General features: G+C 67.1%; 14 protein-coding genes. 4 read left to right on the top strand and 10 right to left on the bottom strand.

Annotation, left to right across the window (positions count from 1 at the left end):
• Nucleotides 1-65: 65 nt before the first annotated feature.
• Nucleotides 66-353 carry a YciI family protein gene (locus tag CBR61_RS03545; protein WP_233996833.1) on the top strand — a complete coding sequence of 96 codons (288 nt, stop codon included), beginning with the start codon at nt 66-68 and terminating at the stop codon, nt 351-353.
• A 4-nt stretch (nt 354-357) separates the two neighbouring features.
• On the opposite strand, the gene CBR61_RS03540 is transcribed toward CBR61_RS03545, so the two are convergent.
• From CBR61_RS03540 to argB, 6 genes are all read right to left on the bottom strand, one after another.
• Nucleotides 358-1,410 carry a DUF475 domain-containing protein gene (locus tag CBR61_RS03540; RefSeq protein WP_088913121.1) on the bottom strand — a complete coding sequence of 351 codons (1,053 nt, stop codon included), beginning with the start codon at nt 1,408-1,410 and terminating at the stop codon, nt 358-360.
• Between the two features lie 53 nt (nt 1,411-1,463).
• Nucleotides 1,464-2,087 carry a MarC family protein gene (locus tag CBR61_RS03535; protein ID WP_088915430.1) on the bottom strand — a complete coding sequence of 208 codons (624 nt, stop codon included), beginning with the start codon at nt 2,085-2,087 and terminating at the stop codon, nt 1,464-1,466.
• A gap of 33 nt (nt 2,088-2,120) precedes the next feature.
• Entirely contained in the window at nt 2,121-2,879 is a 759-nt protein-coding gene (locus CBR61_RS03530) for a hypothetical protein (RefSeq protein WP_233996832.1), read from the bottom strand.
• A 114-nt stretch (nt 2,880-2,993) separates the two neighbouring features.
• A complete protein-coding gene (gene folD / locus CBR61_RS03525; protein WP_088913119.1) occupies nt 2,994-3,890 on the bottom strand; it encodes a bifunctional methylenetetrahydrofolate dehydrogenase/methenyltetrahydrofolate cyclohydrolase FolD in 897 nt (298 codons plus the stop codon).
• On the bottom strand, nt 3,890-4,171 hold the full coding sequence (locus CBR61_RS03520) for a YggT family protein (protein WP_088913118.1): 282 nt from the start codon (nt 4,169-4,171) through the stop codon (nt 3,890-3,892). The genes folD and CBR61_RS03520 overlap by 1 nt, the downstream gene beginning before the upstream one ends.
• Before the next feature lie 122 nt (nt 4,172-4,293).
• On the bottom strand, nt 4,294-5,217 hold the full coding sequence (gene argB, locus CBR61_RS03515; protein ID WP_088913117.1) for an acetylglutamate kinase: 924 nt from the start codon (nt 5,215-5,217) through the stop codon (nt 4,294-4,296).
• A gap of 151 nt (nt 5,218-5,368) precedes the next feature.
• On the opposite strand from argB, the gene CBR61_RS03510 reads away from it, so the two are divergent.
• Nucleotides 5,369-5,554 carry a hypothetical protein gene (locus CBR61_RS03510; RefSeq protein WP_157696481.1) on the top strand — a complete coding sequence of 62 codons (186 nt, stop codon included), beginning with the start codon at nt 5,369-5,371 and terminating at the stop codon, nt 5,552-5,554.
• Nucleotides 5,555-5,630: 76 nt separating this feature from the next.
• Here CBR61_RS03510 and CBR61_RS03505 read toward each other — a convergent pair whose 3' ends face one another.
• The gene (locus tag CBR61_RS03505; RefSeq protein ID WP_088913115.1) at nt 5,631-5,882 is read right to left on the bottom strand and encodes a YdcH family protein; all 252 of its coding nucleotides are present in this window, start codon (nt 5,880-5,882) and stop codon (nt 5,631-5,633) included.
• 120 nt (nt 5,883-6,002) lie between these two features.
• On the opposite strand from CBR61_RS03505, the gene CBR61_RS03500 reads away from it, so the two are divergent.
• Both CBR61_RS03500 and CBR61_RS03495 read left to right on the top strand, forming a co-directional pair.
• Nucleotides 6,003-6,491, top strand: a complete 489-nt coding sequence (locus CBR61_RS03500; protein ID WP_088913114.1) for a thermonuclease family protein — start codon at nt 6,003-6,005, stop codon at nt 6,489-6,491.
• Between the two features lie 374 nt (nt 6,492-6,865).
• Entirely contained in the window at nt 6,866-7,240 is a 375-nt protein-coding gene (locus tag CBR61_RS03495; RefSeq protein ID WP_088913113.1) for an endonuclease domain-containing protein, read from the top strand.
• Nucleotides 7,241-7,567: 327 nt separating this feature from the next.
• Here the strand turns inward: CBR61_RS03495 and CBR61_RS03490 are convergent, their stop codons facing one another.
• The 3 genes from CBR61_RS03490 to CBR61_RS03480 all read right to left on the bottom strand — a co-directional run bounded on the left by CBR61_RS03490 (nt 7,568) and on the right by CBR61_RS03480 (nt 10,967).
• Nucleotides 7,568-8,614, bottom strand: coding sequence for a ribonucleotide-diphosphate reductase subunit beta (locus CBR61_RS03490; RefSeq protein ID WP_088913112.1), 1,047 nt, complete (start codon nt 8,612-8,614; stop codon nt 7,568-7,570).
• Between the two features lie 60 nt (nt 8,615-8,674).
• Nucleotides 8,675-8,863, bottom strand: coding sequence for a hypothetical protein (locus CBR61_RS03485; RefSeq protein WP_088913111.1), 189 nt, complete (start codon nt 8,861-8,863; stop codon nt 8,675-8,677).
• Between the two features lie 73 nt (nt 8,864-8,936).
• The gene (locus tag CBR61_RS03480; RefSeq protein WP_088913110.1) at nt 8,937-10,967 is read right to left on the bottom strand and encodes a ribonucleoside-diphosphate reductase subunit alpha; all 2,031 of its coding nucleotides are present in this window, start codon (nt 10,965-10,967) and stop codon (nt 8,937-8,939) included.
• Nucleotides 10,968-11,330: the final 363 nt, after the last annotated feature.

The following is an 11,330-nucleotide window of genomic DNA, read 5'->3' as shown; positions in this document are numbered from 1 at the left end:
CCGCTTGCCCGCCGCGCCGGGCCCGTTTAGCTTCGCGCTGCGATCAACAGGGGCCCCACACGATCATGCGGATGTTCTGCTTCCACTGCCGCGACGGCGAAGACGGCGGCCGGCTGCGCGCGATCCACCGGCCCGCGCATCTCGAGTTCATCCACGCCAATGCCGATCATTTCGTGATCGTCGGGCCGCTCAAGCGCGCCGATGGCCTGATCATCGGATCGCTGCTGATCGTGAAGGCCGAGGACGAGGCCGCCGCGCGCGCCATTCTGGCGGACGATCCCTACCTCACCGGCGGGGTGTGGCAGCTGATCCGGGTCGACGAGTTCTCGCCCCTGCTGGGCGACTGGGCCTAGGCTCTCAGGCCAGCGCGTCCTCGGGCTGGGCGGTGCCGTTGGCGCGGTTCCACCTGACCGAGGACCAGAAGGCGAGGCCGATCAGCACCGCGCCGATCACCCCGGTGATGACCTCGGGGATGTGGACGAAGGTGTTGAGGTACATGATCACCGCCAGCGCGATGATCGCATAGAAGGCGCCGTGCTCGAGATAGCGGTATTCGCTCATCGTCCCCTTGTTGACGAGGAAGATCGTCATCGAACGCACGAACATCGCGCCGATGCCGAGGCCGATGGCGATGATGATGAGGTTGTTGGTGAGCGCGAAGGCACCGATCACCCCGTCGAAGCTGAAGCTCGCATCGAGCACTTCGAGATAGAGGAACGCCCCGAAGCCCGCCTTGGCGACGTCGCCCGTGGTGGGCGTCGGCGGTTCGAGCAGGTGGTTGACGATCTCGACCGCGAGATAGGTCAGCAGGCCGGCGATGGCCGCGATGAGGAAGGTCAGCGCCTCCTCCCCGGGCAGCACGCTTGCCACTGCCCAGGTCCCGGCCAGCACCACGCCGATGGCGATCGCCTCGATATTGGCGACCTTGGCGAGCGGGCGCTCGATCGCCTCGATCCAGTTCACTTCCTTCTCGGCATCGAAGAAGTACTTGAGGCCGACCATCCCGAGGAACGCGCCCCCGAAGCCCATCAATCCGACGTGCGCTTCGCTGACGATGCGCTGGTATTCGGCCGGTTCGTTGAGCGCGAGCTGCATCGCCTCCACCGGGCCGAGCGCGGCAGCGACCATCACGATAACCAGCGGGAAGACGATCCGCATCCCGAACACCGCGATGGCGATCCCCCAGGTCAGGAAGCGCCGCTGCCAGACCGGGTCCATGTCCTTGAGGATCGAGGCGTTGACCGCGGCATTGTCGAAGGACAGCGAGACTTCGAGCACCGCCAGCACCGCGCAGATCCACACGATGCCGAGCATCCCGTCGATCGTGCCGGTCAGCTCCCAGCCATACCAGCCGCCCAGCACGAGGCCGGCGAGAGTGAACAGCAGCGAACCACCGAAATGCTTGAACATGGAATTTCCTGTCAGAATGCTCACGCGCTCTTAGTGCGCGGTGCGGGCGTGATCTAGATGCCGAAGCTGCCCTTCAGCCCGTCGATGACATATTGTGCCGCAAGCGCGGCAAGCAGAACGCCGAGCAGGCGGGTGATGACCGCCTCGACCTTGTCGCCGAGCAGCCGGATCAGCGGTCCGGCGGCGACCAGCGCGGCGGCGGTGATGGCGAGCACCGCGGCGAGCGCGGCAAGCACCTCGATCATCTCGGGCCAGCCCTCGGCCTCGTTCATCAGCAGCATCACCGCCGCGATCGCGCCCGGGCCGGCGAGCATCGGCATCGCCATGGGGAAGACCGAGACATCCTCGATCTCGGGGGTGGCGGCGATCTTCTCGGCGCGTTCCTCGCGGCGCTGGGTGCGCTTCTCGAACACCATGTCGAAGGCGATGAAGAACAGCATCAGCCCGCCCGCGATGCGGAAGGAGTTCAATTCGATATGAAGCGCGCCGAGCAGTTGCTGGCCGAACAGCGCGAAGACGAGGAGGATGATCGCCGCAATCCACGTCGCCCGCAGCGCCATGCTGCGCGCCTGGGCGGGCGATGCGCCCTTGGTCAGCCCGGCATAGATCGGCGCGCACCCCGGCGGGTCGATCACCACGAACAGGGTGACGAAGGCGGAAAGGAAGAGTTCGGTCAGGACCATCTGGGCAAGCTCGCGCGCCCCCTCACATCAATCGGCGGTCGGCACAAGGCTTTGTTCGATGGCGGTGACCCAGCGGCCCTGGTGGAAATAGTCGGCGGCGGCATAGCGGGTGCCGTCGGCGCGGTGCTCCCAGCGCCAGCGCAGCGTGCCGTCGCGCGAGAGGCGGGCGTCGGCCTTGCCTTCCTCGCCCACGGGGACCGCGGGCGGCGGCGGGGTTCCGGCGCCCCCGCGCGGGCAGGTGGCGACAAGGCCCTGCACCGCGTCGATCTCGGTCACGACGATATCGCCCGGCCGCGCCTCGGTTTGCTTGCGCGGCGGGGGCTGGGGCACGTCGTCGCCGCCGGCGTCGAAGACATAGCGGTAGTCGCCGGAAGGCTGGCGTTCCCAGACCGTGACGAAATTGCCGACCTTGCCATCGGGATCGCGATAGCGGCCCTGGCTGACCGCGAGCGCCCCGTCGCAGCTCATCACCACGATGCGCGGCTGCCACTGGACGGCCTCGGGAGGATCGGTCTGGGTGGCGAGCCAGGGTTCGATGAGGAAGGGGCCGTTCCCCCCGTGGAGCAGCGCGCCGGGGGCGGCGAACAGGCGGAAGGCGGTCCACTGCCCGCGCTCCCTCGCCGCGCGCGAGAAGGCGAGTTCGGCGGCGACGATGTTGCTCGGCTGGGCCGCGCCCGGCGCGACTGCGAGCGCGCGGTCGATCATCGCCATCTGGCGCTTGTTCGGCTTGGGCGGCCCTCCACCCCCTGCGCAGGCGGCAAGCGAGAGTGTGAGAAGAAGGCTCAAAGCTACGACCCGCATCCGTATCTCCGTTCGCCCTGAGCTTGTCGAAGGGCCGTACTTCCTGTTTCTCGAACTCTGAAGAAAAGACGGTCCTTCGACAAGCTCAGGACGAACGGGTTAGATCCCGGAAGGAGCGTCCATCCCCGCGTGCCTGTGCGCCGCGACCAGTGTATTCCTGAGCAGCACCGCGATGGTCATCGGCCCGACCCCGCCCGGCACGGGCGTGATCGCACCCGCCACGCCAAGCGCTTCGGCATAGGCGACATCGCCGACGAGGCGACCCTTCGGCCTGTCCTCGGTGGGCGGCAGACGGTTGATGCCGACATCGATCACGGTCGCGCCCGGCTTGATCCAGTCCCCGCGCACCATCTCCGGCCGGCCGACCGCGGCGACCACGATATCGGCGCGGCGCACCACCTCGGGGAGGTCCCGCGTGCGGCTGTGCGCGATGGTGACGGTGGCGTTGGCGTCGGTCAGCAGCTGGGCCATCGGCTTGCCGACGATGTTCGACCGGCCGATCACCACGGCCTCCAGCCCGCTGAGGTCGCCGAGGTGATCGCGCAGCAGCATAAGGCAACCCAGCGGCGTGCAGGGGACGAAGCCCTCCTGCCCGACGCTGAGCCGCCCGGCATTGATGACGTGGAACCCGTCCACGTCCTTGTCGGGATCGATCGCGGCGATCACCGCCTGTTCGTCGAGCCCCTCGGGAAGCGGCAGCTGGACGAGGATGCCGTCGACCTCCGGATCGCGGTTCAATCGCTCGATCAGCACCAGCAGCTCGGCCGCGCCGGTGGTGGCGGGCAGGCGGTGCTCGAAGCTTGCGATCCCGGCCTCGATGCAGGCGCGGCCCTTGGCGCCGACATAGACCTGGCTCGCCGCGTCCTCGCCCACCAGCACCACCGCAAGCCCCGGGCGCCGGCCCGCGTGCAGGGCGAAGGCCTCCGCCGCCGCGGCGATGCGCGCACGAAGCCCGTCCGCGAAGCCCTTGCCGTCGATCCGCACCGCCTCCGGCATCAGGCGAGCGCGCCCTGGAGGATGTAGCCGACGGCGTTGAGCAGCATCAGGAACACCATCGGCGAGAAGTCGATCGCGCCGGTATCGGGCATGACCTTGCGGATCGGGCGCAGCGCCGGCTCGAACAGGCGGGACAACGCATCGTGCACGGCATAGGCGAACTGGTTGCTCGGGCTGACGACGTTGAAGGCGAAAAGCAGGCCGATGATGAACCAGATGATCAGCAGCATGTTGGCGGTGTTCACCACCATAATGAAGATCTGGAGAAGTGCGTCAGTCATGGCGATCCGTGTTCCGTTGCGAAGGGCGCTCGGCTCGCATCTGGCGAGCCGCCGCGCGCGGTCAAGTCCCGTGAGGGCGTATTAGCCGCTTAATACGCCTCGCGCCATAGGCCTGTTCGGGCTCAGGCCCGCACCAGCGTGCCGGCGCCGCGGGCGGTGAAGAATTCGAGCAGCATCGCGTGGCCCACCCGGCCATCGAGCACCACCGCCGCCTCGCAGCCGGATTGCACCGCCGCGACGCAGGTTTCGAGCTTGGGCACCATGCCGCCGCGGATCACCCCGTCCTCGCGCAGCCGCGCGATGTCGGCGGGGGTGAGGTCGGTGAGCAGCTCGCCCCCGGCGCCGAGCACGCCCGGCACGTCTGTCAGCAGGAACAGCCGCGCCGCGCCCAGCGCCGCAGCGATCGCGCCGGCCATGGTGTCGGCGTTGATGTTGTAGGTCGCCCCGTCCTCGCCGGGCGCGATCGGGGCGATCACCGGGATCATGCCGGCGGCCACCATCGTGTCGATCACGGTGGTGTCGACGCTCGCCGGCTCGCCCACGAAGCCGAGGTCGACCGCCTGTTCGATGTTGCTGTCGGGATCGCGGGTGGTGCGCGAGACCTTGCGCGCGGTCACCAGCCCGCCGTCCTTGCCCGAGATGCCGATGGCCTTGCCGCCCGCGCCGGCGATCCAGCCGACCAGCTCCTTGTTGATCGCGCCCGAGAGGACCATCTCGGCGACCTGCGCCGTCGCCGCATCGGTCACGCGCAGGCCATCGACGAAGGTGCTCTCCACCCCCAGCCGCTTCAGCATCTGGCCGATCTGCGGGCCGCCGCCGTGGACCACCACCGGGTTGATGCCGACGGCCTTCAGAAGCACGATGTCCTCCGCGAAATCGCGCGCCGCCTCAGGGTCGCCCATCGCGTGGCCGCCGTATTTCACCACGAAGGTCCGCCCGGCATAGCGCTGGAAATAGGGCAGCGCCTCGATCAGCACTTCGGCCTTGAAGAGTTCGGGCGTGTCCGCGCCCGAGCGGGGCGGCGTGTGGTTGAGTTTTTCGGTCACCGGCGTTCATTCCCCCCGCGCGCACCTCGCGCTTTCGGGCCGCGCCCTAGCGGCTCGCGCGCGCGGGGCCAAGCGGCTTGGTGCCTTCGGTAACCCCTGATTAGGCATTTCAGCCGCTTGGTGCTATCATCGCGCCTCGAGAGAGGTGAACATGGCCGACAAGGACAGTGCGACACCACCGGCCGGCGCTTCGGCTGCCGATCCCGAAGGCGGGGGCCGCAGGCAGGGCGACCGGCGCAAGGCCCAGCTCCCCATCGAGGGCGAGGACCGCCGCAAGGGCGAGCGCCGCTCGGGCACCGACCGGCGAAGCTCGGCGCGCGGCGAGGCGCTGGACTAGCGTCCCCTGGCGGGTTGCGGGGGGAGCATCGCCTCATGCCCCCGCCCGCATGGGACCGGTGATCCCTCCCGGATCGCTATTCGGCCGGTGCCTGCTCCAGCATCGCGGCGATATCGTCGAGCAGGCGCAGCCGTTCGCGCTTCAGTTCCTCCAGCCGCTCGTCGCTCGCCGCCTCGGCCTCGCATTCGATGCGGTGGATCGTGCGGTTCACTTCGTGATGCCGCTCGGCGAGGCGCGCGAAATGGGCATCGGTGAGCTTCAGGCGGTGGAGTGCGGCGGCATCCTCGGGAAAGGTGTCGGCCAGTTCGTTGGGCGTGTGTGCGGACATGTCGTGTCTCCCCTTGTGGTGCCCCACGCCTAGCCGCTTCGCCCCCCTAGGCGTTTGACCGGGGTCAAATTCACTGGAACGAAACCGCCGGGCCGCTATTCTCCGCCGCGGGATAACAGCATGACACGACCGGCCCCCTTCCGCCGCCGCTGGCTGGCGCTTGCCGCCGCACCTCTTGCCGCCCTTGGCGCGCTGGCGCTCTGGCCGGAGGCCGGCGAGGCGCAGGACAGCGAGGGCCGGGGCGAGCCGCACCGCGCGCTCTTCCCGGTGTGCTCCGGGCCGGTGCGCGTCACCTGCGTCGTCGACGGGGACACGATCTGGTACCGCGGCACCAAGATCCGCATCGCCGACATCGACACCCCCGAGATCGCCCGGCCCGGTTGCCCGCAGGAGCGTGCCCTTGGCGAGCGCGCGACCGAGCGGCTGCGCCAGCTCCTCAACGCCGGCGGCTTCGCGCTCGAGACGCCCCCCGGCGGCCGCACCCGCGACCGCTATGGCCGCGAGCTGCGGATCGTCACCCGCGGCGGCCAGAGCATCGGCGCGGTGCTGGTCCGCGAGGGCCTCGCCACCCGCTGGGGCGGGCCGCGCCGGCGCTGGTGCGGGGCCTAGAGGCGGACAAAGCGGACACCCTGTCCGCTTGGCGACGCGCCATTATTTCCGGCTTTTTCCGTTCGATAGCGCGGTTCCGCCGCACCGGACGGACAGGGAAAGGGGGCTTTGTTCACCCGATCATGCGGCGACTGCCGCCTGTGCGACGATTCCGAAAGAGCCGGGGGCGGGAGAGCCCCAAGCAGGTCATAGGAGCGCACGGGCTGTGTAGGAAAGTAGGCGTACTGGTGAGTGCGGTAGCGCGCAGGCCCACCCCTGACCCCTCCCGCAAGCGGGAGGGGGACAAGAGGCGCTGATACTCCCCTCCCGCTTGCGGGAGGGGCCGGGGGTGGGCCTGTCTTGTCGAGAGCCTCATTCTCCAATAACCTCCTGAAATGCCAGACTGGAAGCCCCGCGACACCGCCCGCGCCCGGTCGCTGCGGCGCGAGGCGACCCCGGCGGAGCGGGCCTTGTGGGTGTTCCTCTCCCGCAGCCAGACCGGCGCGAAGTTCAGCCGCCAGATGCCGGTCGGGCCATGGTTCGCCGACTTCCTGTGCCGAGAATTGCTGCTGGTGGTGGAACTCGACGGCTTCAGCCACGATGTCACCCCCGAACGCGACGCGCGCCGCGACGCATGGATGGCGGCGCACGGCTACACGGTGCTGCGCTTCACCAACGAGGATGTGCACAGCAATGTCGAGGGCGTCGTGAGCGCGATCCGCCAGGAAGTCGAGCGGCTGCGGGGGCTGAAAGGAAGGGCCCACCCCTAACCCCTCCCGCAAGCGGGAGGGGAAAAAGAAGCGCCAACAACTCCCCTCCCGCCTGCGGGAGGGGCCGGGGGTGGGAAAAAGCCAAGGGATCGGGCCGCGCCGATCCCCCTTCCCGCCTGCGGGAAGGGAGCGAGACTTGGCGGCTTTGCCGCCTTAGTCGCAGCGGGTTGGGCATGCGCTGAGATAACGAAAAAGGGCCCCACCTAGCAGGCGGAGCCCTTCCTTTCGTTGAGCGAAAAAGCCCCCGCAGATACTGCGGGGGCCTCATTATACTTCGTAAGGGGTGCAATTGTTTGCAGAAGTTCGTTAGGGCAAGCTCATAGCAACCTACTCCGCAGCCTCAGCCCCAAACAGCCCGGCCTCGGCCTCTTCCGCAGTGCCCTCATTCGCCGCCTTCGCCTTCTGGCGCTTGTCGAAACTCGACCACACGTCGTTCCAGTTGCCGCGGGTTGCGCCCTTCGAATATTCGGTCGCGCGGGTTTCGAAGAAGTTGGCGTGCTCCACCCCGTTCAGCAGCGGCGCGAGCCACGGCAGGGGGTGTTCCTCGATCATGTAGATCTCCTGGAGGCCCAGCTGCTTCAGGCGCCAGTCGGCGATGTAGCGGATGTAGCGCTTGATCTCCTTGGCGCTCATGCCGTCGACCGGGCCCATCTCGAAGGCGAGGTCGATGAAGGCGTCCTCGAGGCGGACGGTCTTCTGGCAGATGTCGATCAGGTCCTCCTTCACCGCCTTGGTGAGGCACTGGCGTTCCTCGCAGAAGGTGTGGAACAGCTTGATGATGCCCTCGCAATGCAGGCTCTCGTCGCGGACCGACCAGCTGACGATCTGGCCCATGCCCTTCATCTTGTTGTGGCGCGGGAAGTTCATCAGCATGGCGAAGGAGGCGAAGAGCTGGAGCCCCTCGGTGAAGCCGCCGAAGGCCGCGAGCGTGCGAGCGATGTCTTCATCCGTGTCGACGCCGAACTGGCCGAGGAAGTCGTGCTTGTCCTTCATCTCCTCGTATTCGAGGAAGGCGCTGTATTCCGCCTCGGGCATCCCGATGGTGTCGAGCAGGTGCGAATAGGCGGCGATGTGCACCGTCTCCATGTTGGAGAAGGCGGCGAGCATCATCTTGACCTCGGTCGGCTTGAAGACGCGGCCGTAGTTCTCGTGGTAGCAGTTCTGCACCTCGACATCGGCCTGGGTGAAGAAGCGGAAGATCTGGGTGAGCAGGTTGCGCTCGTGATCGGTGATCTTCTGCGCCCAGTCGCGGCAATCCTCGCCCAGCGGCACTTCCTCGGGCATCCAGTGGATCTGCTGCTGGCGCTTCCAGAAGTCGTAGGCCCAGGGATACTGGAAGGGCTTGTAGGTCGGGCGGGCTTCGAGAAGCGACATGGGCTTAGTCTCCGGTCAGGCGATCAGTATAGCATATACGGGGGTGACCCCCGCGCGGATTCAGGCGGGCCAGTAATAGGCCATGACGATCAGGCAGAAGGGCACGAGCATCGAGACCATCGCGATGTGGATCATCGCGGCGTTGCGCAGGTGGCCGGGCTGGTTGCGCTTCAACTCGCGCACCGACTGGACCGCGAACCACGCGCTGACCGCAAGGCCGATCAGTGCGACGACGAATGGCACGTTCATATCGCTTCCTCCCCCGTGGTCGCAGGGCAGGCGGGTGGCCGGCCGGGCCCCCGCCCGCGCGCTGCGGCTGCGATTACTGGCAGCTCAGGCATTCCTCGTAATCGGTCTGCTCGCCATTGGCGGCAAGCTCGATCCGGGGCGCCTCGGAGGTGTTGTCGGCCTCGACCCCGCCCGCGAACCCGGCGCGCTGCACCGACTTCGAGCGCAGGTAGTAGAGCGACTTGATGCCGCGTTCCCACGCCTGGTAGTGCAGCATCATAAGGTCCCACTTGTCGACGTCGGCCGGGATGAACAGGTTCAGCGACTGGGCCTGGTCGATATAGGGCGTGCGGTCGGCGGCGAATTCGAGCAGCCAGCGCTGGTCGATCTCGAAGCTGGTCTTGTAGACCGCCTTCTCCTCGGGTGTCAGGAAGTCGAGGTGCTGGACCGAGCCGCCGCGCTCGAGGATCGAGTTCCAGACGTTGGTCGAGTTCTTCGCCTTCTTCTCGAGCAGCTTTTCGAGGTACGGATTGCGCACGATGAAGCTGCCCGAAAGGGTCTTGTGAGTGTAGATATTGGCCGGGATCGGCTCGATGCAGGCCGAGGTCCCGCCGCAGATGATCGAGATCGACGCGGTCGGCGCGATCGCCATCTTGCAGCTGAACCGCTCCATCGCGCCCATGTCGGCGGCATCGGGGCAGGGCCCGCGTTCCTGAGCGAGCAGCATCGAGGCTTCCGAGGCCTTGGCGTGGATGTGCTTGAACATCTGGAGGTTCAGCGCCTTCGCCATCGCGCTCTCGAAGGCGACGCCCTTCTGCTGGAGATAGGAGTGGAAGCCCATCACCCCGAGGCCGACGCTGCGCTCGCGGCTGGCGGAATACTTGGCGCGGGCCATCTCGTCGGGCGCGCGGTCGATGTAGTCCTGCAGCACGTTGTCGAGGAAGCGCATCACGTCCTCGATGAACTGCTTGTCGCCCTTCCACTCTTCCCAGGTCTCGAGGTTGAGCGAGCTGAGGCAGCACACCGCCGTGCGGTCATTGCCAAGGTGGTCGATCCCGGTCGGCAGGGTGATTTCCGAGCACAGGTTCGAGGTCGAGACCTTGAGCCCGAGATCGCGGTGATGCTTGGGCATCATGCGGTTCACGGTGTCGGAGAAGACGATGTAGGGCTCGCCGGTGGCCAGCCGGGTCTCGACCAGCTTCTGGAACAGCGAGCGCGCATCGACCTTGCCGCGCTCCGACCCGTCGCGGGGGCTGCGCAGGGTGAATTCGGCGCCTTCACGCACCGCCTGCATGAACTCGTCGGTGACGAGCACGCCGTGGTGGAGGTTCAGCGCCTTGCGGTTGAAGTCGCCCGAAGGCTTGCGGATTTCGAGGAACTCCTCGATCTCGGGGTGCGAGATGTCGAGATAGCAGGCGGCCGAGCCGCGCCGCAGCGAGCCCTGCGAGATCGCCAGCGTCAGCGAATCCATCACCCGCACGAAGGGAATGATGCCGCTGGTCTTGCCGTTCAGGCCCACCGGCTCCCCGATGCCGCGGACATTGCCCCAATAGGTGCCGATCCCGCCGCCCTTCGAAGCGAGCCACACGTTCTCGTTCCAGGTGCCGACGATCCCTTCGAGGCTGTCCTCGACCGAGTTCAGGTAGCACGAGATCGGCAGACCGCGATTGGTGCCGCCGTTCGAGAGAACGGGCGTGGCGGGCATGAACCACAGGTTCGAAATGTAGTCGTAGAGCCGCTGGGCGTGGTCCTGATCGTCCGCATAGGCATCGGCCACGCGGGCAAAGAGATCCTGATAGGTCTCTCCGGGCAGCAGGTAGCGGTCGGTCAGGGTTTCCTTGCCGAAATCGGTGAGGCGCGCGTCGCGGCTCGCATCGGTGACGATCGCGAAGCGGCGGTCGTTGACCTTCTTGCTGTCGGTCTTGCCCGCATCCTTCATGGCCGTGGCCATCGCGTCCACCAGCGCCTCGCCCGCCTTGGCGGCGATCAGGGCGTCGGAGCCGGTATCCATCGTCTTCATCGTCACAGCCTTTTCATCCCCCGCACCCGCGCCGGTTTCGCTTTCATTGGTCACTTCGGTGTTCACCGCGTCATCGGGCACGTTGTCGCTCGCCTTGAAATCCATTGTCAGCCCCACTTCTCCCCCGAATCGGGACTATGGCACAAGAGGCCATGTTCCGATTCTGTTCCATACCGCCGGGTCCACAGACTTGCCAACAGGACTGCGCTGTCGCGGTCGGCAGGGCAGGTCGGTCGATCCCGTTCGTGGCGCGCTGCAGGCCCTGTGTGCCGAAGCGAGTCCTCCCTCCTTCGCTCCGCTGGGGAGCGGCAGGGATTCACCACGGCTTGGGGGTCCGATTTGCGCCGAACCACTAGATGATGAATCACCGGGGAATCCGCGTCAACGGGCGATTAAGCACCTAGTTACCATGACGGCTCCGTTTCAGAGCCGGGTCAGACCCGCGACGCGTGGAGCAAGCTTGAGTCG

The organism is Porphyrobacter sp. CACIAM 03H1, from assembly GCF_002215495.1.
Lineage (GTDB): Bacteria > Pseudomonadota > Alphaproteobacteria > Sphingomonadales > Sphingomonadaceae > Erythrobacter.
This window is presented reverse-complemented; position numbering and strand designations above follow the sequence as displayed.